This is a genomic window from Bradyrhizobium sp. CCBAU 45389, from assembly GCF_028128625.1.
Classification (GTDB): Bacteria; Pseudomonadota; Alphaproteobacteria; order Rhizobiales; family Xanthobacteraceae; genus Bradyrhizobium; species Bradyrhizobium liaoningense_B.
This window is the reverse complement of record NZ_LBIY01000094.1, coordinates 179,919-200,562: the sequence shown is the minus strand read 5'-3', so window position 1 is coordinate 200,562 and position 20,644 is coordinate 179,919. Positions and strand designations below refer to the sequence as shown.

Below are 20,644 nucleotides of genomic sequence, written 5' to 3'. Positions count from 1 at the left end.
ATATCTACATAGTACGCCCGGGAGCGCCATGCGAGCCATTGCGCATCCCCGGAATTCGACGTAACCAGCCGCAAACCCACTGGAAATCGGGCATGACCGACCGCAAAAACGGCCTCACTTACGCCGATTCAGGCGTCGATATCGATGCGGGCAACCGCCTGGTCGACCTGATCAAGCCGATGGTGCGCGCCACCGCGCGCCCCGGCGCCGACGCCGAGATCGGCGGCTTCGGCGGCCTGTTCGACCTCAAGGCGGCCGGTTTCAAGGACCCAGTCCTGGTGGCCGCCACCGACGGCGTCGGAACCAAGGTCAAGATCGCGATCGAGACCGGCCTGCATGGCGGGATCGGCATCGACCTCGTCGCCATGAGCGTCAACGACCTCGTGGTGCAGGGCGCCGAGCCGCTGTTCTTCCTGGACTATTTCGCCTGCGGCAAGCTCGACCCGGAGGCCACCGCCGCGATCGTTGCCGGCGTTGCCGAAGGCTGCCGTGAATCCGGCTGCGCCCTGATCGGCGGCGAGACCGCCGAGATGCCCGGCCTCTACAAGGACGGCGATTACGACCTCGGCGGCTTTGCCGTCGGCGCCGCCGAGCGTGGTACCCTGTTGCCGCGCAAGGATATCGCCGCGGGCGACGCCGTAATCGGCCTCGCCTCGTCGGGCGTGCACTCCAACGGCTTCTCGCTGGTGCGCAAGATCGTGGAACAATCCGGCCTTGGCTTCGGGGCCCCGGCGCCGTTCGCGCCTGTCATGACGCTCGGCGGCGCGCTGCTGACGCCGACGAAGCTCTACGTCAAATCCTGCCTGCGGGCGATCCGCGAGACCGGCGCGGTGAAGGGGCTCGCCCATATCACCGGCGGCGGCTTCACCGACAACATTCCGCGCGTCCTGCCGAAGGATCTCGGCGTCGGCATCGATCTCGCGCGCCTGCCGGTCCTGCCGGTGTTCAAATGGCTCGCCGCGCAGGCCGGCATCGCCGAGCTCGAGATGCTGCGGACCTTCAATTGCGGCATCGGCATGATCGCGATCGTCGAGCCGGACAAGGTCGACGAGGTCGTGCGGGTCTTCACCGACGCCGGCGAGACCGTGGCGCAGCTCGGCACCGTGATCCCGGCTGAGGGCGAGCACCGCGTCGTCTATAACGGTCACCTCGATCTGGCGCTGTGATGAAGCGCCGCGTCGCAATTCTGATCTCCGGTCGCGGCTCCAATATGGCCGCGCTGATCAAGGCAGCCGCTGCCGCGGATTTCCCGGCGGAGATATCGCTCGTCATCTCGAACAAGGCCGATGCGCTCGGGCTCGAACGGGCCAAGGCAGGCGGCGTCAACACGCTGGTGATCGAGAGCAAGCCGTTCGGCAAGGACCGCGCCGGCTTCGAAAAGGTGCTGCAGGCGGCTCTCGACCAGCACGGCATCGAGCTGATCTGCCTCGGCGGCTTCATGCGCCTGTTCACGGCCGAGTTCACAAAAGCCTGGTACGGGCGGATGCTCAACATCCATCCCTCGCTGCTGCCGTCGTTCCCCGGCCTCGACCCGCACGGCCAGGCCCTGCGCGCCGGTGTAAAGCTGTCCGGTGCGACGGTACACTTCGTCATTCCCGAGACCGATGCCGGCCCGATCGTGATGCAGGGCGCGGTTCCCGTCGGCGACCACGACACGGCGGACACGCTGTCGGAGCGCATCCTCGAAGTTGAGCACCGCATCTATCCCGAAGCGCTGCGGCTGCTCGCGACCGGCAAGGTCCGGATCGAGGGCGATGTCTGCAGGACGGCGGGCAGCTCTGCTTCGGAGAATTTTTTGGTTGCGCCGGTGGTGAGCTGAGGCGTCGGCTTCGTTTCGTCTCCCCCAAATAAAATCCCCCGGCAGAGCCGGGGGCAACGTCATGATCTCTCGCGTGTCGTGAGAGAAGTCAGGAGACCTTGAGGTTCTCCGCGGACGACTTGCCGCGGTTCTCCACGAGGTCGTATTCAACCACCTGGTTCTCGTTGAGGGTGGAGAGTCCGGCACGCTCGACGGCGGAGATGTGGACAAACACGTCCTTGTCGCCACCATTCGGCTTGATGAACCCATAGCCCTTGGTCGGGTTGAACCATTTGACGGTGCCCTTTTGCGGCATCGCTAGTCTCCTCCACTAGATAAAAAAAGACGCGGCCGCTTTTTCGCGTGCCACGCCACAAACGGGCTTCCGGAAGTCTGTTCGAGTCTCATCGTCGCGAAACGCACAGTCGAGCGGCCAATTCCGATTGTGCCGGATATTGCAACATGAAAATCGCGCGTTAGCAAGCCGCGCGCGAATTTCAAGACCGGGGCGGGGGCTATCGTCTGCTATTTGCGACCTGTGGCCGCGGAACCACAATCGAGGGCAATAGCCTCGGTCACAGCGTGCCAACCGGTTGACCCTCCGTGGCAGTTCGGCACAAATCGCCGCACACGCGAGCCGCCCGTGTTGCATTTTTGCGGACCGCCCTTTGCTTCGGGATTAGTCGTCATGCGCTGCACCTCGCAGCCCTCCGGGACACGGCAGACGATCGGGCTGGACCGCGTCCGCCGGATCGCGACGGCCATTATGATGGCGTGCGCATTCGCCGTGATGATGTCGGCCACGCCGGTCCTGGCGCAAACGCCAACGCCAACGCCGACACCAACGCCAACCCCCACGCCGACCCCAACGCCCACGCCGTCACCGACCCCGACCTCGACCTCGATCAATTACGACCAGTCGATCGGCAGCAGTGCGCTCAATCTCGGCTCGAATTTCCTGGAGCGGCTGGGCAACCAGGCATCGGGCGGCGTCAACCGCGCCTTCCGCACTAATCCCGGCGGGGGCGGGGCGTCCGCAGCTACGGAAGATCCGCGCTACCGCACGTGGTTCGAGGGCTACGGCATCTCGGTGCGGACTGATCCGCAAGGCGACTTCGTCGGCGACAAGCGCAAGACGTTTGGCGGCGTTGCCGGCTTCGGTGCGCGGGTCGCGCCGGGCGTCAATCTCGGCTTCTCGGTCGACCAGAGCCATACCGACGTTGACGTGCCGCTGGCGCTGCAGTCGGCGACGATGGACCTGACGCAGATCGGCTTCAACGGCTCGGTCGACAAGGGCCCGTGGACCTGGGCCTTCGCGGTGGTTCATGGGTTCGGCAAGGTTCATTCCAGCCGGGATACCGGCTTCGGCCTTGCCACCGCCGGCTATCGCGCCGCTGTCGACGGCGCGCTGACCGAGGTCAGTTACTACTGGACCAAGGATCAGATGCGCATCGTGCCCAAGGGGGCGCTCGAATATGTCCGCGCCACAAGCGCGGCGTTCCAGGAGGCCGGCGGGCTCGATCCGCTCAATGTTGGCTCGACGGCGCTCTCGCGCGCACGTGTCATGATCGGGGCCGAGATCGGGCGCTACTTCATCTTCGATCAGAAGATCCTGGACCTGTCAGCTTACGGCAAGTTCGTCGACAATTTCTATCAGAACCTGGGATCGGTGCAGGTCAGCCTCGGGACCCAGAGCATCGTCGTCCCCGGCATCGGCGAGAGCCGTTACGGCATGGATGCGGGCGGCTCGGCCTCGCTCAGCCTGACCAACACCGCGCGGCTCTACATCAATTACGATGGCAAGTTCCGCAACGAGCTCACCTCGCACCAGGGCACGGTCGGTTTCGAATACAGATGGTGAGCTGAGCTCGCCTTTGCCTCAAGTCGGCGTCGCCGCGACGTAACCGGTCAATCCGAAACCCTCGCGCGCGGCGGTCATCATCGGCACCAGCGCGTCCGGATGGATGAACTCGTCGCGGAAGCAGGGATAGGTCCTGGGATCGAAGATCTTCTTCAGCCACTCGACCACGATCTTGTGGCGCTCGGAGGCGCGAAACTCTCTGTGATAGGTGAGCCAGAGATCGGCGTGGTGGCTCACGCCGAGATCCACGGCAACGAGCGGTGCGCCGAGCGCGATCGACACGGTCGGCAGGAAGCCGATGCCGGCGCCGCGCTCCACCGCATAGAGCACGCCGACGGAGGAATTGGTCTTGATGCCGACGATGCCCTCGAGCGATTTCAGACCGAGCACGCGGGCATAGGCGCCGTCGTCGACCTGCGGTGCACTCTGCTTGATGATGCGATGGTCCTGCAGATCGGCCAGCGTTGCCGGCAGGCCGTACAGATTCTCGTACTCCTTGGAGACGAACGGATAGATGTGCAGGCGGCCGAGCTTGGCGACGATCAGATCGGGATTGGTCGGCGGCTCGAGCTGGATCGCGATATCGGATTCGAGCCGCGCGACGTCGGCCTGCTCCATCGCGCAGCGCAGGTCGACGGTGATCTTGCGATAGGTCTTCTGGAAGTCGATCAGCCGCGGCAGGATCCAGAAGTTGCCCGGGCCTTCCGTCACCGCGACGCGCACGGTGCCCGACGTATCGTTCGACGAGCGCGAGGCGCGGCGGAAGACGTTGAAGGCGTGACGCTCCATGTGCGCGACGTCGGCAATCATTGCGGTGCCTTCGTCGCTCAGCGTGAGCCCGCTCTGGTCGCGCAGGAACAGCTTGCAGCCGATGCTCTCTTCGAGGCGATCGATCCGGCGCATCAGCGTCGTCGAGGTGAGGCCGAGCTCTTCGGCGGCGTTGCGGAAACTTTTATATTTTGCGCACGCTAAAAACAGCTTCAAATCATCCCAGGACGCGCCCAGGGCTTCTTCACGGTGCTGCATCATCGCAGCACCCCGGTGCAATAACTGCTGCATACTCCTGATCCCCAACCGCTAAGCTCGTGATAGCGGGGCCTGAAAGCCGCAAACGATAGAGGGGCGATCTGCGTATGAAAAGGGGCTCGTTTGCCGCAAGGCATGATTTCGACGCGCTGCCGCTCAGTCCCGAGGTCGATGTCCGTTGCGCGCAATTTTCCGAAATTGCGGCGCTTTCGGAGATGGCGCACCGGCTGGTGCCGGGCGTGCAGATCGGGACCGCGGAGCTTGCGAAATATTACACGTTCGATCCCCAGAGCATCCTGACATTCAGCCGGAACGGCCGTCTGCTCGGTGGCATGGCCTTCCTGTTTCTCAACGACCGCGGACACGATGCGCTGCTGCTCGACGAGATCTGCCTCACCGCGCCCGAGACGCATTATCTCGCTTCCGCGACGGAAGACGTTGCTGCCATCTATATCTGGGCGATCGCCGCGACGGGGCGCGGCATCGCGGGTCTCGGCAAAGCCGCGGCTCATCTGCGACAGGTAAGATTTCGCGGCGCGGATTGCTATGCGCAACCATCAACCGTGGCCGGACGCGACATCATGAGAGCGACCGGATTCGAACCGATCGCGAGCTTTCAAGCAGACCTGTGGTGCTACGAACGCCCCTGGCATCGGCAGTCGATGCGCATGCCCGGTGCGATCATCCAAGCAAGGAGTTTTGCAGATGCACGGCACTAGGATTCCCCTCGCCAAGCCCGACTCCCGCGCCATCACCATCCGCCTCGCGCGCGATCCCAGCGATCTCATGCTGGTCACCGCCATTCGCTCGGCGGTCTATCTCGCCGAGCAGGATTGTCCGTTCGAGGAGGAGTTCGACGGCAACGACATGGTCGCTGCGCATTTCATCGGCTATGTCGGCAACGAGCCTGCGGGCTGCCTGCGGGTGCGCTTCTTCGGCGATTTCGCCAAGGTCGAGCGGCTCGCGGTGCGGCACCAATACCGGCGCTCGCGCGTCTCCTTCAAGCTGGTGCAGGCGAGCGTCGACTATGTGAAGCGCAAGGGCTTTCGCAAGATCTACGGCCAGGCGCAGGACCGGCTGGTCGATTTCTGGGCCCATTTCGGCGCCAAGCCGCTCGGCCACAACCGCAAGATCACCTTCTCGGATTTCTCCTACACGGAGATGCTGCTGGAGATCGAGCCCGGGCCGGACGCCATCACTCTGGACAGTGATCCTTACGTAATCATCCGTCCCGAGGGCGATTGGGACCGGCCGGGCGTGCTCGATGCCTCGGCGGGGCGGGCGGTGACCTCGCCGCTGCGGGACCTCGCACTCGCCGATCGCTGAAACCGGTGCAGCCAAACGCAAGACAATGCTGGCTTCCATCACCGACGACCCGCCGATCCTGGTCTGTGCAGACCTGCAGGTCGAATATCTGACCCCCGGGCGGCGCCACGTGATCCTCGACGGCGAGGCCGCCACCATGCGCTGCCTGGAACTCCTGACGCTATGGCGCGACAAGCTCTGGCCGGTGATGCATCTGAAGCGCATCGCCCAGGCCGCCTGGTTCAATCCGGCATCGAGGCTGACCGATTGGATCGCCGAGGCGAAGCCGCGGCCGGGCGAGATGACGTTCGAGCACCCGCTGCCCTCGGCCTATAGCTCGTCGCGGTTCGTGGACTACATGTCCAATATCCGCACTGGCCGCTTTGTGGTGATCGGCTTTTCGCTGGACGAAACCATCCTGGCCACCGCTGTCGACGGGTTTCACCGCAGCCATCGCTACCAGGTGGTCGCCGATGCCGTGGCCTGCCGGCAGCCGGGGATGGGCGAGGCCGCCGCCTACAAGCAGGCGGTGGTGAATGTTGTCGGAAACTTTGCTACAATCCAATCCAGCGCCGAACTGATCAAAACCAGCGGCGCCGTTGCGGTGTAGGCGGCCGCGATCGGCGGATGGGGTGGGACATTGTCACGGGGAGAAGAGCTCAAGGAGCTGACGAGCGAGCTGTCGCACGCAGCCGAGAGGGCGCGCCGCATCGGCTTGCCCACGACGGTCTATCTGCTTTCGATGGCGCTCGTCGAGGTGAGGGAGGCCGCTGCTGCCGCCGCCGACGATGGCAATGACGACAGCGTGGCGTGAGAACTGCCAAATCTGCAAGCTACAAGCCTGCAAGCTCCTCGTGTGCGGCTTTCTGCAACGCTGCTGAGCGCGTGCTGCCGACGAATTGGCGTTGCAAGTTTTCCCTCGTCGCAATAGCCAGATAACTCGATCATCAGTGACGAAGCTGGCCGCGCCGGCGACGCGACTATTCGAAGGATTTCGCAAATGTCCATGCTGCCCAATTCGCAGGAGGCCCGGGATGTGGCCTACCAGCTCCATCCCTACACCAACGCGCGCACCCATCAGCAGGCCGGTCCCCTGGTAATCGAGCGCGGCGAGGGGCCTTACGTGTTCGATGCGACGGGCAAGCGCTATTTCGAGGCGATGGCGGGTCTGTGGAGCGTCGGGCTCGGCTTCAACGAGAAGCGTCTGGTCGAGGCGGCGCACAAGCAGATGCAGGCGCTGCCGTTCTATCACACGTTCTCCGCCAAATCGCACGGGCCCTCGATCGATCTCGCCGAGAAGCTGGTGGCGCTCGCGCCTGTTACGATGAGCAAGGTGTTCTTCACCAATTCCGGCTCGGAAGCCAACGACACCGTGCTGAAGCTGATCGCCTACCGTTCCAACGCGCTCGGTCAGCCCCAGCGCAAGAAGGTGATCAGCCGTCTGCGCGCCTATCACGGCGTCACCATCGCGTCGGCCAGCCTCACGGGCCTGCCGAACAACCATCGCTCGTTCGACCTGCCGCTGCCGAACATCCTGCACACCGGCTCGCCGCATTTCTACAAGGACGGCGCGCCCGGCGAGAGCGAGGAGGCGTTCGCCACCCGCCGGGCCGAGGAGCTCGACGCGTTGATCCAGAAGGAAGGCCCGGACACGATCGCCGCGTTCTTCGGCGAGCCGGTGATGGGAGCGGGCGGCGTCATCGTGCCGCCAGCGACCTATTGGGACAAGATCCAGAAGGTGCTCAAGAAGTACGACATCCTGCTGGTCGCCGACGAGGTGATCTGCGGCTTCGGCCGCACCGGCAAGATGTTCGGCTGCGAGACCTACGGTATCAAGCCCGACGCGATGGTGGTCTCCAAGCAGATCACCTCCAGCTATTTCCCGCTGTCGGCGATCATGCTGAACGATCGCATGTTCGAGCCGATCGCGGACGAGAGCAACAAGATCGGCGTGCTCGGCCACGGTTTCACAGCGGGCGGCCATCCCGTCGGCTCGGCGATCGCGCTCGAGAACCTCAAGATCATCGAGGAGCGCGGTCTGGTTGCGCATGCCGCCGAGCTCGGCGGTTACATGCAGGGCAAGCTGCGCGAGCTCACCAGCCACCCGCTGGTCGGCGAGGTCCGCGGCGTCGGCATGATCGCGGCGATCGAGCTCGTGCTCGACAAGGGGCGCAAGACGGCAGCGACAACGCCCGGCGCGGTCGGCGGCATCGCCAGTCGCATGCTCCAGGAGCGCGGCGTGATCTCCCGCAACATGCTGGATGCCATCGCCATCTGTCCGCCGATGATCGCGACCAAGGCCCAGATCGACGATCTGGTCGCCGCGATCGCGGGCGTGCTGAATGACATGAAGGGCGAAGTGGCGAAGCTGACGCCGGCGTAACTGCTGGCCCCAACTCTATCACCGTCACCCTGAGGTGCTCGCCTCTCCGGCGAGCCTCGAAGGGCGACGGCCGGCTCTCCCGGAGCGGCGGCGTGGCCGTTCATCCTTCGAGGCTCCCCGTGCGGTGCAAAGCACCGCACGGCTCGCACCTCAGGATGACGGTGTGAAATTATTGTGCGTTGATAGTTAGCAGCGGCCGCCTACGCCCGCTGAACCCCGACCACGCGGCCCTTCTCGATCGCCAGCGCCAGCTCGCCGCGCTTGAGCTTCAAGGCAGCCTCGCCGAACAGCTCGCGGCGCCAGCCGCGCAAGGCGGGGACGTCGGCGGCGTCGTCGGCTGCGATCTCTTCGAGATCGTCGACGGTGGCGATCACCTTGCTCGCCACCGCATGGCGCTCGGCGGTCATGCGCAGCAAGACCTTCAACAGCTCGACGATGGCCGCGCCGTTGGAATTGTTGCGCGGCTTCTCCAGCTTCGGCAGCGTCGAGAAATCCCGCGCCAGCCCGCGCTCGACCGCGGCGACGATGTCCGCGCCCCATTTCGACTTCTCGAAGCCCTTCGGCACCGAGCGCAGATGCGCAAGCTTCTCCAGCGTGTTCGGCGCGTGGGTGGCGATGTCGGTGATTGCCTCGTCGCGCAGCACGCGGCCGCGCGGCACGTCGCGGCTCTGTGCCTCCTGCTCGCGCCAGGCGGCGACCTCCATCAGGACGGCGAGATCCTTCGGCTTGCGCACGCGCGTCTTCAGCCGCTCCCAGGCGCGCTCGGGGTGGAAGTCGTAGGTCCTGGGCGAGGTCAGGATCTCCATCTCGATCGAGACCCATTCGCTGCGGCGGCGCTTCTTGAGGTCGGCATCGAGCGCCGCGAAGACGTCGCGCAGATGGGTGACGTCGGAGACCGCGTAGTGCATCTGCTCCTTGGTCAGTGGCCGGCGCGACCAGTCGGTGAAGCGGTGGGTCTTGTCCGGGCGGTGGCCGGTAACCTTTTCGACCAGCTGGTCGTAGGCGATGCTGTCGCCGTAGCCGAGCACCATCGCGGCGACCTGGGTGTCGAACACCGGGTGCGGGATGATGTTGGCCTGATGCCAGATGATCTCGATGTCCTGCCGGGCGGCGTGGAAGACCTTCAGCACGGCCTCATTGGCCATCAGCTCGAAGAACGGCTTGAGGTCGATGCCCGGGGCGAGGGCGTCAATGACGACGGCTTCCTCGGCGCTGGCCATCTGCACCACGCATAGCAGCGGGTAATAGGTGGTTTCGCGAAGAAACTCGGTATCGACGGTGATGACGGGGTGCTTGGCCAGCCGGCTGCAGGCAGCCGCGAGGTCAGCGGTGGTGGTAATCAAATCCATGAACGGCCCATGACACTTGATATCAGCCGTTCTGCCGAAAGTGCTGTGATGTCAAGGGGCTCTAAGCAAATTCGAGCCTTGCATCGGGCCGGAATCGTCGCTTTCCGACGAAATTCCTATTCGTAACGGATCCGGTGCGAGGATTTGCGGGCGCAGGGCAGCGCCACCACGACCACGCACATGGCGACCAGGGCCAGTCCCAGGAACTCGAAAACCAACAGATCCACGGCGAAATCTCCAGAAACATTGATAGATTTGTCGGGGGTGCGTTGAGGGTCTGTTAATTGCAATGGTTACCGGCGGCGGGGCGGGCCGGATGGTGGACGGGGGGTTAATGGGGGGCGGGGAAGGGTGTAGGGTGGATTAGCCGAAGGCGTAATCCACCAGTATCCACCTTCGAAGACGCAGACGAGGTGGATTACGCCTGCGGACTGCGCCTTCGCGCAGCCGCAGGCTAATCCACCCTACGAAGCGACAGCGGCCTTACGGCAGCTTCAGCGACGTCTCCGCGTTGTACGGCTTCAGCGTCTCATCCGCGGCCTTCTGGGCGGCGGCGAGGGCTTCCTTCGGCTGCTTCTTGCCGTTGAGGACCAGCATCACCTCGTCCTCGAGGTTCTTGCGGACAGGGACGGTCTTGTAGGTGGCGAACCAAGGCTTTGCGACGTCGAGCTGCTCGACGGCGGTCTTGGCGTCCGGGTTCTTGTTGAGGAAGTCGACCATGTCGGGCGTCTTGTAGGCGGCCATGTTGGGCGCGAAATAGCCGGTGGCGCGGCTCCACCAGCCGCTCTTCTCGGGCGAGGTCATCCACTTGATCAGCGTCCAGGCGGCCTTCTGCTTGTCGGCCTCGAGCCCGGCCGGCATGATCAGCGAGGCGCCGCCGATCGGCACCGCGTTGCGGACGTTGCGCGGGATGAAGGCGACCTTGTAGGCGAACTTGGCGTTGTCGCGCACATAGGTGAGCGAGCCCGTCGACAGCATCATCATCGCGGCGTTGCCGGAGATGAAGGAGGTGCTGACGGCCGGACCAGGCGTGGCGCCGGGCGGATGCACCTTGTGCTTGGCGATGAGGTCGTTCCACCAGGAGAGCGCGCCGAGCATCGAGGGCGTATCGTAATAGACCTCGCCGCCGAACTCCTCGTTGTAGTAGCGCCCGCCATTGCTCATGGTGAGCGTTTCCATCATCCAGCCGCAATAGTCGTAGGCGCAGGGGATCGCGATGCCCCATTGGGTCACCTTGTCACCCTCGCGCTTGGTGAGCTTCTTGGCCCAGTCGGTGAGCTCGGCCCAGGTCTGCGGCGGCTTGTTCGGATCGAGGCCGGCTTCCTTGGCCTTGTCGGCGTTGATGTAGAGCAGCGGCGTCGAATTGTGGAACGGCACGCCGTAGACCGAGCGGTTGATCACTGCGTTGCCCTGGAGCGCCGGGAAGAACTGGCCCAGGAACTGATCCTTGGTGGTGCCGTCGGCGGCGATCAGGGGATCGAGATTGGTGAGCTCGTTCTCGATCTGCATGTCGAGCAGGAAGTTTGCCGACATGATCACGGCGGCCGGCGGCTTGCCGGCCTTGATCGAGGCGCGCGTCTTGATCAGCGTGTCGTCATAGGAGCCGGTGTAGACGGCAGTCGCCTTGATCGCCGGATGGCTCTCGTTGAACTCCTTGATCAAGGTGCCCATGTCGCGGGCGAGCTTGCCGTCGACGGGAACGGGGAAGAACAGGTCGATCTCGGTCGGACCTTCACCGGCGAGGGCCGGGAAAGCGAGGGCGCCGGCCATAGAGCCTGCCATGGCAAGGCCGAGCATGAGCCTGCGGGTAAACAGCATCGAAAAATCTCCTATTTGATGCCTGAGGTGACGAATGAACTGATGAAGCGCTTCTGGAAGATCAGGAAGGTGACGAGCAGCGGCGCGATCACCATGAGCGTGCCTGCAGCGATGGTGCCCCAGGCCTGCGTGCCTTCGGCCGTCTTGGTGAACACGGAGAGGCCGACCGTGAGCGGCCGCTTGTCCGGCGAATTGATCACCATCAGCGGCCACAGGAAGTCGTTCCAATGGCTGGTCACGGAGATGATGGCGAAGGCGGAGAAGCTCGGCATCGACAGCGGCACGTAGATGTGGCGGATGCGCTGGAACAGGCTTGCGCCGTCGATTAGGGCTGCGTCCTCCAGCTCGGTCGGGATCGCCTCGAAGGCCTGCCGCATCAGGAAGGTGCCGAAAGCCGAGGCGAAGAACGGCATCATGACGCCGGCGAGCGTGTCGTAGAGGCCGAGCTGCGCCACGAGCTTCAGGTTCGGCACGATCAGCAGAACCGGCACCAGCATCAGCTGCATCAGGAACAGATAGAAGATCAGCGTCTTGCCGGCGAAGTTCAGGCGGGCGAAGGCAAAACCCGCCAGCGTGATGGTGAAGAACTGCACCAGCAGGATGCCGGTGCAGATGATCGTGGTGTTGAGGGTGTAGCGCGGGAAATCGCCGATCTCCCAGGCGTCCCTGATATTGTCGAGCGTGGGCTTGAGGCTCGGCATCAGCTCGGCCATGGCGTTGATGCCGTCGGAGGCGGGGCGCAGCGTTGCCACGCCCATCCACAGGAACGGGATCAGCCAGACGATCGCGAGCAGCACGGTCAGGAGGAAGCCGAGCGGGGGCGTGATCTCGCCGCGGGTGGCGAGCGGGGCGTCCTTCCACAGCGCATCGAACAGCTTCATGGTCCGCCCTCGCGGTTCGCCATGGTGCGGAAGGACAGTGCGGTGAGCCCCATCAGCGCGGCGAGCGTCAGCAGCGTCGCTGCCGAGGCCTTGCCGACGTCGTAGTGCTCGACTGCCTGCTGGTAGATGTAGAACAGCACGAGGTTGGTCGAGTTGGACGGCCCGCCCTGGGTCATGACGAAGACGTGGTCGACCTGCGTCACCGCGTTGAGGATTGCGATGACGGTGACGAACAGGAAAGTGGGCTTGAGCTCCGGCAGGATGATGTGGCGCAGGCGCTGATAAGGCCCCGCGCCGTCGAGATGCGCCGCCTCCATGACATCCTCGGGCACGGCCTGGAGGCCGGCGAGGAAGAACAGCATGTAATAGCCGGCGTTCTTCCAGACGGTGATGACCATGATCGCGTAGAGCGCGATGTCGGGGTCGCCGAGCCAGTTCGGCAGCACCGGCAGCAGGCGGCCGATGTAGTAGTCGAGCAGGCCGACATTCGGCAGGAAGATGAACAGGAACAGCGCGGAGGCCGCGACCATCGGGATCAGCACCGGCAGGAACAGCGCGGCGCGCAGCGCGCTGTTCACGGCATGGGTGCGTGACAGCGCAAGTGCAAACAACAGCGCAAGTCCGATGCTCGGCACCGCGGTGCCGACGGCGTAGATCAGATTGTTGACGACGGCGCCGGTGAAGGCAGGGTCGGCGAGCACGGCGCTGATATTGTCGAGGCCGACGAAACGCACCGGCGCTTTCGGTGTGGCGCGCTGATAGAGCGCGTCGATGAGGACGCGCCCCATCGCGCCATAGGTGAACAGCGCGAGGAAGACCAGCGAGGGTAGCAGCAGCAGATAGGCAGGCAGCGAGGCTTTGAAGCGGTGCGAGAACCGCTTCAGGACGTGCAGACGCGGTGCCGCCGACGTCGCGACCGGGAGAGCCGCGGGTTCAGCGAGGCTCATCTCATCGCGCCGGGAAATTGAGCGCGTAGTCGCGGCCGTCCACTCCGGCCGGTGGCTCGAAGGGGAAGCGCAGACTCTGGTCGAGGAAGTCGTGGCTGTGCACGACCAGGTTTTCCTGGTCGATCAGCACCACGCCATAGGCCGGCGGCTCGTGGCTGGCAAGATGCTCGGCGGCGGCAGCGTCGAGCTCGAACCAGACCTGGTGGTTGGTGCCGCGCAGCGTCGAGAACGGGATCTTGCCGTAGCTGCCGAAGATCGGCCGGTGCACATGGCCGAAGAAGAGGTGGCGGATGCGCGAACGGTAGGGCGCGATGACTTCCGCGAATTCGGCGCTCTGCTTCAGCGCGATCTCGTCCATGGCGTGGACGCCGACCGGGAAGGGCGGATGGTGCATGAACACGACGAACTGCTGGTCGGCGGGTGCGGCAGCCAGTGTGCTCGCGAGCCAGCCGAGGCGCCTTTCGCACATCTCGCCGGCATGGCTGGTCTCGTCCAGCGTATCCAGGAAGATGAACAGGCCGTGCTCGGTGGTGCGGGTGCCCTGCACGAAGCCGTTGGCATCGCGCGGGGCGGCTTTCAGGCTGTCGAGGCAGGTCACGCGCTTGTCGTGATTGCCGACCATGGCGATGTACGGAATCTTCAGCGCGGCCATCGCATCGGCGAAATTGGCGTAGGACTCAGCTTCGCCCCAATGGGTGAGGTCGCCGGTCACGACTGCGAAGGCAGCATCGGACTGGTGCTTGTTGATGTCGGCGATCGCCGCGTCCAACCGCGCGCGCGGATCGAGCCCGTAGAGCTTCAGCCCGGGGTTCGCGAGATGCGTGTCGGTGATGTGGATGAATTTGAAGGGCATGGCGCGCTTTGTCGGGACGGTTGGAGGATGGGCGCCTCCGGCAGGGACGGCCCTGCCAGCCCGTTAGAGCGCGTGTGTTTCAGTTTGATGACAGCGGTTCCCGCGGGGACGACGCGTCCACAGGGAAGCAGTTCAGAAGGACGTTTCGCCGCGGGACTGGATGCGCCTCACCGACAGGCGTAGCTCACGGATCGATCGCGCTACGCGCCGCTCCATCCAGAACGTGCGTCCGTTGGAGCGAAGCCGCTCATTCCCTCTGTTCGGAACGGGGATGCATGTCGTCCCACGATGTCTGAGCCCACCAGTGGAGCAGATCGAGCGCGCGTGCCTTATTCTCGGCTGGTGCGATCCAGTCGGTATCCTCGCGTGACAGCCGGAGGGCGCCCAGCACATCGTCCACCAACGCTGCGACGCCGACCGCCGCAACATCCTGCGCCTCGACCTCGACAACAGGGCCCTTCATGCCATGGCGCTCTATCGCATACCTAAATTCGGTCAGGGCGGCGTCACGTCCGGATTCCAATTTCACCAGCATCGCGGTGGCTGGGCCGAGCTGGTCACCCCAATGGACCAGCGTAAAGCGGAAGCGGTCCGCAAGATCCGCGACGCGAACCGTGAGGGTGCAGAGCTCCATCGAGGGGCCGGAGAACCGAAAGTCGTCCGGGAGTTGCGTGATCACGACGGCCCCTTTGAAGCTGTCGCTATGTCCCGCAGAACGTCTGCAGCACCCGCTGATCCGGCAGCGGCGGATCGGCGTAGGCCGCATACTCCGGCTGGTCCTCGTACGGCTTGCCCAGCACCTTCACCAACTCCTCGAACGGCGCGTAATTGTCGTTGTTCACCGCGGCCTGGATCACGGCTTCGACGCGGTGGTTGCGCGGGATGAAGATCGGGTTGACGGCGTGCATCGCGGCCTGCCGTTCGGCTGCGGTCTGCGGCTCCAGCGCAATACGCGCGCGCCAGCGGCCGGCCCACTCGTCGAAGGCTGCGGGCTCCATGAACTGCGCGCGCACGTCCGCGCCGTCATCGGCTGCGGCGTCGCCGAGCTTGCGGAAGGTGAGGGTGAAGTCGGCCTGGTTCTTCGCCATGGCATCGAGCAGGTCCTGGATCAGCGCCTCGTCGCCGTCGCGCTCGGTGAACAGGCCGACCTTCTTGCGCAGTCCGGCCTGATAGGCGTCGCTGAAGATCTCGCCGAAGGCGCCGAGAATGTCCTGGGCTTCGGCCACCGCCTTCTCCTGATCGTCCGAGAACAGCGGTAGCAGGCATTCGGCGAGGCGGGTCAGATTCCACAAGCCGATGCGCGGCTGATTGGCATAGGCGTAGCGGCCCATCTCGTCGATCGAGGAAAACACCTGCGCGGGATTGTAGGCATCCATGAAGGCGCAGGGGCCGTAATCGATGGTCTCGCCCGAGATGGAGCTGTTGTCGGTGTTCATCACGCCATGGATGAAGCCGACCAGCAGCCAGCGCGCGACGAGGTCGGCCTGGCGCGCGACGACGGCCGCGAGCAGGTCGTGATAGGGCCGCTCCGCCTGGAGCAGCTCCGGATAGTGGCGCGTGATGACGTGATCGGCGAGCCGGCGGATCGCCTCGGTGTCGCGGCGGACCGCGAAGAACTGGAAGGTCCCGACGCGGATATGGCTGGAGGCGATGCGCGTCAGCACCGCGCCGGGCAGCGCGGTCTCGCGGATGACGTGCTCGCCGGTGACGACGGCGGCAAGCGAGCGCGTGGTCGGGATGCCCAGCGCATACATCGCTTCGCTGACGATGTACTCGCGCAGGACCGGCCCGAGCGCCGCGCGACCGTCGCCGCGGCGGGAGAACGGGGTGGGGCCCGAGCCCTTGAGCTGGATGTCGCGGCGGACGCCGTCCTTGTCGATGACCTCGCCGAGCAGGATGGCGCGTCCGTCGCCGAGCTGGGGCACGAATTGCCCGAACTGGTGCCCGGCATAGGCCATGGCGATGGGGTCGGCCCCGGCGGGAACCGTCTTGCCGGCCAGGATCTCGGCGCCTTCCGGGGTCTCCAGCAGGTCGGGATCGAGCCCGAGCTGGACCGCCAGCGACCGGTTCAGCTTGATCAGCCGGGGGGCGGCCACGGGGGTCGGCGCGACGCGGGCAAAGAAGCTGTCCGGCAGCGCCGAATAGGAGTTCTGGAAGGGGAAATGGACGGTCATGGAGGTAAAGATAGGCGGGGAACGCCGGATGGCAAAGGCGTGAGGCCGGATCGGCCAAAAATGGGCCTTCCGGGCTCAAAACAGCCCGTTCCCTTGGTTGCCGCCCCGGGCCTCGTCGGGTAAACCCTGCCGCAACTTCGGACCGGCCGTTTGAGGCGGTCCGATTCGCTTCCTCCGACATTGATTTTGGGACGACCATGCATCGCTACCGGTCACATACATGCGGCGCGCTCCGCGAGAGCAACATCGGCGAGACCATCCGCCTCTCGGGTTGGGTCCATCGCGTTCGCGACCATGGCGGCGTGCTGTTCATCGATTTGCGCGACCATTACGGCCTGACCCAGTGCGTGGTCGATCCGGACTCGCCGGCGTTCTCGCTGGCCGAAAAGCTGCGCTCCGAATTCGTGGTCAAGATGGACGGCAAGGTCCGCCGCCGCCCCGAGGGCACCGACAATGACGACCTGCCGACCGGCAAGGTCGAGGTCTATGTCGGCGAGATCGAGGTGCTGGGCCCGGCCGGCGACCTGCCGCTGCCGGTGTTCGGCGACCAGGAATATCCCGAAGACATCCGCCTGAAGTACCGCTTCCTCGACCTGCGGCGCGAAAAGCTGCACCAGAACATCATGACGCGCGTCGAGATCATCAAGTCGATGCGCCGGCGGATGGAGGGGCAGGGCTTCTTCGAGTTCAACACGCCGATCCTGACCGCGTCCTCGCCGGAAGGCGCACGCGACTTCCTGGTGCCCTCGCGCATCCATCCGGGCAAGTTCTACGCGCTGCCGCAGGCGCCGCAGCAGTACAAGCAGCTCCTGATGATGTCGGGCTTCGACCGCTACTTCCAGATCGCGCCCTGCTTCCGCGACGAGGACCCGCGCGCCGACCGTCTGCCCGGCGAGTTCTACCAGCTCGACGTCGAGATGAGCTTTGTCACGCAGGAAGACGTCTTTGCGGCCATGGAGCCCGTCATCACCGGCGTGTTCGAGGAGTTCGCCAAGGGCAAGTCGGTGAGCAAGAACTGGCGCCGGATTCCGTTCGCCGAGGCGCTGCGCAAATACGGCAGCGACAAGCCGGACTTGCGCAACCCCATCGAGATGCAGGACGTCTCCGAGCATTTCCGCGGAAGCGGCTTCAAGGTGTTCGCGCGCATGCTCGAGGATCCCAAGAACCAGGTCTGGGCGATCCCGGCCGCAGGCGGCGGCAGCCGCGCGTTCTGCGACCGCATGAACTCGTGGGCGCAGGGCGAGGGCCAACCCGGCCTCGGCTACATCATGTGGCGCGAGGGCGGCGAGGGCGCAGGTCCCCTTGCCAACAACATCGGGCCAGAGCGCACCGCTGCGATCCGCGCGCAGATCGGCACCAAGGAAGGCGATGCCGCCTTCTTCGTCGCCGGCGATCCCGACAAGTTCTGGAAGTTTTCGGGCCTTGCCCGCAACAAGGTCGGCGAGGAATTGAACCTCACCGACAAGGAGCGGTTCGAGCTCGCCTGGATCGTCGACTTCCCGATGTACGAATACAACGAGGACGACAAGAAGGTCGACTTCTCGCACAACCCGTTCTCGATGCCGCAGGGCGGTCTCGAAGCGCTGAAGGGCCAGGATCCGCTGACCATCAAGGCGTTCCAGTACGACATTACCTGTAACGGCTACGAGATCGCCTCGGGCGGTATCCGTAACCACGTGCCGGAAGCGATGGTGAAGGCGTTCGAGATCGCAGGTTACGGCGAGCAGGAAGTGGTCGATCGCTTCGGCGGCATGTACCGCGCCTTCCAGTACGGCGCACCGCCGCATGGCGGCATGGCCGCGGGCGTCGACCGCATCGTGATGCTGCTTTGCGGCACCACGAACCTGCGCGAGATCTCGCTGTTCCCGATGAACCAGCAGGCCATGGACCTCCTGATGGGCGCGCCGTCGGAAGCCACCACAAAACAGCTCCGTGAGCTGCATGTGCGGGTGAACCTGCCGCAGAAGTGAGTGCGTGCCCCGGACGCAGCGCAGCGCTTCTTTAGCGGTGCGCTGCTGAGCCGGGCCCATGTTTCAGCGAGCCACAAACTCTCTGAGTCCCGGCTCAGCGTCGCAACGCTTACGCGCTGCGCCGCGTCCGGGACACGAGACCTACAGCCCCGTCGACGCCTCGATCCTGAACTGCGCCAGCGCGCTCTGCGGGTCGGTTTGCAGAAGCTGCATCAATTGCATCAGCGGTGCCTTGGCGCGGGGTGTGAGCTTGATGACGAGCGTCTGGCCCGGCGTCTCGACAAAGCTCGCGATCGCATCCACCGCCGTGCCCGCGTCCGGATTGGCGGCGGCGACGTCCGCCCGGTGCACCCGAACGCTGTCTGCGAGCGCCTGACGCGCGGCGTCTCGGCTCACATTCTTGCCGCGTGCATATTGCGTCGCCGCGGAATCGACGCCGCCATTGTCGCGCAACGAGAACTCGAGCGCGCCGGCCTCGATCCGGGCCGCCTGGCCCATGAGTTGGGCGGGATCGGCCGAAAACACCTCGCGCGGCACGTTGCCGAGAGCGACACGCAATTGAGCTCTTGCGATCCCTCCGATGTCGAGCGTCGCCGGCGTCAGGGAGAAGCTGTTGGACTGCTCGGCCCACGCCGCGCCGAGATCGAGGTCGATCGCGAGCTTGTCGATCCCGCTGGCAATCAATGGGAGCTGCTTCGGATCGGACGGATCGGTTGGCGTGACGAATTTGGCAACCAGATGCGCCTTGCTCGGAATCGGGCCGACCAGTTGCCCCCAGTCCAGGCTCAACGTGTCGATCGTGACGAGCTTCTTGGTGGCCTTGTAGGGGGCCGCCACGCCCTTGATCTCCGCGCCTGCCAGCACGCCGAACAGGCCCAGCATCTGATCCGGCGAGGGGGGCCGCCCGACGTTCTTCGTGAGATCCGCTGCCCAGCGCATCAGGTTCGTGACGCTGAAGGATTTCAGCGCGAAGCGCTCCATCTTGAACTGACCTTGCGGCGAGGGCGCATCGAGGCCTTCCAGCGCGAACTCGCCCTGGGAATATCTGATGGCGTTGAGCTTTGCGGCGCCCTGCGGTGTGTCCATCGACAAATCGGCGATTGTCACCTTGCCGACCCGTGCACCGTCATAAAGGTTTGCGACCTTCTCCATCAATTCGCGTATCTGCGCCGGGCTCTGAGATGCAGACGGGTCCTTCGGCAGAACGGCCAGCAGCTCTGCAGGACGAAATTTCGACGGCTGATATGCAATGTCCTCGACCAGGATGCGTCCGATTTTCGCGCCGATGCCGGAAGTCGAAGTCATGGCGTATGCGGTTGATATCTGCCGATAAACACGGTGATAGCTGTCGTCGTTTGCCTTTTCCGGATTGAGCGCGGCGATCACGACGTTTGCGTCGAAATCGTCGATAGTCACGTCGGAGAAGCCCGTGGTGACTTTATCTGGACGTGGCTGTTGCACATTGATGGCGACAACAGCGCGGTCCATCTTTACCGCTTCAATCTTGCCGCGATTGATACTGCGGAACATCAGTCCCGAATAGGTAACCTCGCCGGTTCCTCCCCCGGTCACTCCGGTCATTGCGGCGGTTATGGTTGGCGCGTTGAGCGAGGCGGCCGCAACGTTTGCAAATTGCTCGAGCCCAAAACGGTATGCGTCGAGAATGGAGTCCGAGGCCGGCGCGCCCTGCATGCGGGTGGGCCCGGAATAATCGGTCAACGTGAGCTGCGGGATCTTGTAAGTCATCTTCATGCCCGCCGCACCCACGGCGCCGTCGATCGCCAACTCCACGCCATCGATCGCGACATTGTCGGCCGCAATACGGGCCTCGTCGACTTGACGAACGCCGACGGCCTTGAAGCTCGCAGCCTTGATGCCGGCCAGGGGGCCTCGGCCCGGCTCGACATTGACCTCCTCGATGGTGAGGGTGCGGCTCGGCAGATCGAACCCGATCTTGCCGTGGCTCGCCTTGCCGCCGCCGGCACGCACCTGTTCGAACGCCGCCTCGATCTCGGCAATGGCCCGGTGCTGGACGTAGAGGTTGACGCCGAACCATCCGCCCGTGGCGAGCACGGCCGCCACGACCAGGCCGATCAGGATGCGCTTCATTCCCAGCTCCAGTTGCTCGTTTTGCACTGCGCAACCTGCCATATTCGCGAAATGCCGTGCGGTCCAGGGAAAGCTATGGTTTTCAAATATTTGACCGTGCGCCCTGTTGATGGGGGCGCAATCCGATGTTGCCACCGGGGCTTCGGCCGTGCTTCATCCCGTTTCCACGA

The 20,644-nt window shown here is 64.6% G+C and carries 19 protein-coding genes; 9 read left to right on the top strand and 10 right to left on the bottom strand.

Going from position 1 to position 20,644, the window contains the following annotated elements:
- Positions 1-92 precede the first annotated feature (92 nt).
- Positions 93-1,166: a phosphoribosylformylglycinamidine cyclo-ligase gene (gene purM / locus XH79_RS26310; protein ID WP_212337203.1), complete on the top strand. Its 1,074-nt coding sequence runs from the start codon at positions 93-95 to the stop codon at positions 1,164-1,166.
- Positions 1,166-1,819 (top strand): phosphoribosylglycinamide formyltransferase, encoded by a 654-nt coding sequence (purN, locus tag XH79_RS26305; RefSeq protein ID WP_271583469.1) that lies wholly within the window; start codon positions 1,166-1,168, stop codon positions 1,817-1,819. The genes purM and purN overlap by 1 nt, the downstream gene beginning before the upstream one ends.
- 88 nt (positions 1,820-1,907) lie before the next feature.
- On the opposite strand, the gene XH79_RS26300 is transcribed toward purN, so the two are convergent.
- Complete coding sequence (locus XH79_RS26300) at positions 1,908-2,114, bottom strand: cold-shock protein (RefSeq protein ID WP_008551638.1); 207 nt, start codon at positions 2,112-2,114, stop codon at positions 1,908-1,910.
- Between the two features lie 372 nt (positions 2,115-2,486).
- Between XH79_RS26300 and XH79_RS26295 the strand changes: the two genes are divergently transcribed.
- Positions 2,487-3,659 (top strand): autotransporter outer membrane beta-barrel domain-containing protein, encoded by a 1,173-nt coding sequence (locus XH79_RS26295; protein WP_271583468.1) that lies wholly within the window; start codon positions 2,487-2,489, stop codon positions 3,657-3,659.
- 18 nt (positions 3,660-3,677) lie between these two features.
- Here the strand turns inward: XH79_RS26295 and XH79_RS26290 are convergent, their stop codons facing one another.
- Positions 3,678-4,718 (bottom strand): LysR family transcriptional regulator, encoded by a 1,041-nt coding sequence (locus XH79_RS26290; protein ID WP_271583467.1) that lies wholly within the window; start codon positions 4,716-4,718, stop codon positions 3,678-3,680.
- 74 nt (positions 4,719-4,792) lie between these two features.
- Here XH79_RS26290 and XH79_RS26285 point away from each other — a divergent pair, with 74 nt between their 5' ends.
- The 5 genes from XH79_RS26285 to XH79_RS26265 all read left to right on the top strand — a co-directional run bounded on the left by XH79_RS26285 (position 4,793) and on the right by XH79_RS26265 (position 8,373).
- Positions 4,793-5,404 carry a hypothetical protein gene (locus XH79_RS26285; protein ID WP_271583466.1) on the top strand — a complete coding sequence of 204 codons (612 nt, stop codon included), beginning with the start codon at positions 4,793-4,795 and terminating at the stop codon, positions 5,402-5,404.
- Positions 5,391-6,011: a GNAT family N-acetyltransferase gene (locus XH79_RS26280; RefSeq protein ID WP_018645421.1), complete on the top strand. Its 621-nt coding sequence runs from the start codon at positions 5,391-5,393 to the stop codon at positions 6,009-6,011. Before XH79_RS26285 ends, XH79_RS26280 begins: the two co-directional genes overlap by 14 nt.
- 25 nt (positions 6,012-6,036) lie before the next feature.
- A complete protein-coding gene (locus tag XH79_RS26275) occupies positions 6,037-6,600 on the top strand; it encodes an isochorismatase family protein (RefSeq protein WP_271583465.1) in 564 nt (187 codons plus the stop codon).
- A 30-nt stretch (positions 6,601-6,630) separates the two neighbouring features.
- Positions 6,631-6,804 (top strand): hypothetical protein, encoded by a 174-nt coding sequence (locus tag XH79_RS26270; RefSeq protein WP_271583464.1) that lies wholly within the window; start codon positions 6,631-6,633, stop codon positions 6,802-6,804.
- 186 nt (positions 6,805-6,990) lie between these two features.
- A complete protein-coding gene (locus tag XH79_RS26265) occupies positions 6,991-8,373 on the top strand; it encodes an aspartate aminotransferase family protein (protein WP_271583463.1) in 1,383 nt (460 codons plus the stop codon).
- A gap of 200 nt (positions 8,374-8,573) precedes the next feature.
- On the opposite strand, the gene rnd is transcribed toward XH79_RS26265, so the two are convergent.
- From rnd to XH79_RS26230, 7 genes are all read right to left on the bottom strand, one after another.
- Positions 8,574-9,722 (bottom strand): ribonuclease D, encoded by a 1,149-nt coding sequence (rnd, locus tag XH79_RS26260; protein WP_212337187.1) that lies wholly within the window; start codon positions 9,720-9,722, stop codon positions 8,574-8,576.
- Positions 9,723-10,205: 483 nt separating this feature from the next.
- On the bottom strand, positions 10,206-11,540 hold the full coding sequence (locus XH79_RS26255; RefSeq protein ID WP_271583462.1) for an ABC transporter substrate-binding protein: 1,335 nt from the start codon (positions 11,538-11,540) through the stop codon (positions 10,206-10,208).
- Between the two features lie 11 nt (positions 11,541-11,551).
- Positions 11,552-12,421 (bottom strand): carbohydrate ABC transporter permease, encoded by an 870-nt coding sequence (locus tag XH79_RS26250; protein WP_271583461.1) that lies wholly within the window; start codon positions 12,419-12,421, stop codon positions 11,552-11,554.
- Positions 12,418-13,368: a carbohydrate ABC transporter permease gene (locus XH79_RS26245; protein WP_271583460.1), complete on the bottom strand. Its 951-nt coding sequence runs from the start codon at positions 13,366-13,368 to the stop codon at positions 12,418-12,420. The genes XH79_RS26250 and XH79_RS26245 overlap by 4 nt, the downstream gene beginning before the upstream one ends.
- Position 13,369: 1 nt before the next feature.
- Positions 13,370-14,221: a phosphodiesterase gene (locus tag XH79_RS26240; RefSeq protein ID WP_271583459.1), complete on the bottom strand. Its 852-nt coding sequence runs from the start codon at positions 14,219-14,221 to the stop codon at positions 13,370-13,372.
- 247 nt (positions 14,222-14,468) lie between these two features.
- Positions 14,469-14,900, bottom strand: a complete 432-nt coding sequence (locus tag XH79_RS26235) for a hypothetical protein (protein WP_271583458.1) — start codon at positions 14,898-14,900, stop codon at positions 14,469-14,471.
- 22 nt (positions 14,901-14,922) lie between these two features.
- Positions 14,923-16,395: a protein adenylyltransferase SelO gene (locus XH79_RS26230; RefSeq protein ID WP_271583457.1), complete on the bottom strand. Its 1,473-nt coding sequence runs from the start codon at positions 16,393-16,395 to the stop codon at positions 14,923-14,925.
- A 197-nt stretch (positions 16,396-16,592) separates the two neighbouring features.
- On the opposite strand from XH79_RS26230, the gene aspS reads away from it, so the two are divergent.
- Positions 16,593-18,365 carry an aspartate--tRNA ligase gene (gene aspS / locus XH79_RS26225; protein ID WP_271583456.1) on the top strand — a complete coding sequence of 591 codons (1,773 nt, stop codon included), beginning with the start codon at positions 16,593-16,595 and terminating at the stop codon, positions 18,363-18,365.
- Positions 18,366-18,506: 141 nt separating this feature from the next.
- On the opposite strand, the gene XH79_RS26220 is transcribed toward aspS, so the two are convergent.
- The gene (locus XH79_RS26220; RefSeq protein ID WP_333938891.1) at positions 18,507-20,609 is read right to left on the bottom strand and encodes a hypothetical protein; all 2,103 of its coding nucleotides are present in this window, start codon (positions 20,607-20,609) and stop codon (positions 18,507-18,509) included.
- Positions 20,610-20,644 lie beyond the last annotated feature (35 nt).

Coding starts and splice junctions, on each gene's coding strand:
- purM (WP_212337203.1), top strand. CDS start 93: ATGACCGACCGCAAAAACGGCCTCACTTACGCCGATTCAGGCGTCGAT.
- XH79_RS26290 (WP_271583467.1), bottom strand. CDS start 4,718: ATGCAGCAGTTATTGCACCGGGGTGCTGCGATGATGCAGCACCGTGAA.
- XH79_RS26250 (WP_271583461.1), bottom strand. CDS start 12,421: ATGAAGCTGTTCGATGCGCTGTGGAAGGACGCCCCGCTCGCCACCCGC.
- XH79_RS26230 (WP_271583457.1), bottom strand. CDS start 16,395: ATGACCGTCCATTTCCCCTTCCAGAACTCCTATTCGGCGCTGCCGGAC.
- XH79_RS26275 (WP_271583465.1), top strand. CDS start 6,037: ATGCTGGCTTCCATCACCGACGACCCGCCGATCCTGGTCTGTGCAGAC.
- XH79_RS26280 (WP_018645421.1), top strand. CDS start 5,391: ATGCACGGCACTAGGATTCCCCTCGCCAAGCCCGACTCCCGCGCCATC.
- XH79_RS26265 (WP_271583463.1), top strand. CDS start 6,991: ATGTCCATGCTGCCCAATTCGCAGGAGGCCCGGGATGTGGCCTACCAG.
- XH79_RS26300 (WP_008551638.1), bottom strand. CDS start 2,114: ATGCCGCAAAAGGGCACCGTCAAATGGTTCAACCCGACCAAGGGCTAT.
- purN (WP_271583469.1), top strand. CDS start 1,166: ATGAAGCGCCGCGTCGCAATTCTGATCTCCGGTCGCGGCTCCAATATG.
- XH79_RS26295 (WP_271583468.1), top strand. CDS start 2,487: ATGCGCTGCACCTCGCAGCCCTCCGGGACACGGCAGACGATCGGGCTG.
- XH79_RS26255 (WP_271583462.1), bottom strand. CDS start 11,540: ATGCTGTTTACCCGCAGGCTCATGCTCGGCCTTGCCATGGCAGGCTCT.
- rnd (WP_212337187.1), bottom strand. CDS start 9,722: ATGGATTTGATTACCACCACCGCTGACCTCGCGGCTGCCTGCAGCCGG.
- XH79_RS26285 (WP_271583466.1), top strand. CDS start 4,793: ATGAAAAGGGGCTCGTTTGCCGCAAGGCATGATTTCGACGCGCTGCCG.
- XH79_RS26240 (WP_271583459.1), bottom strand. CDS start 14,221: ATGCCCTTCAAATTCATCCACATCACCGACACGCATCTCGCGAACCCC.
- XH79_RS26245 (WP_271583460.1), bottom strand. CDS start 13,368: ATGAGCCTCGCTGAACCCGCGGCTCTCCCGGTCGCGACGTCGGCGGCA.
- aspS (WP_271583456.1), top strand. CDS start 16,593: ATGCATCGCTACCGGTCACATACATGCGGCGCGCTCCGCGAGAGCAAC.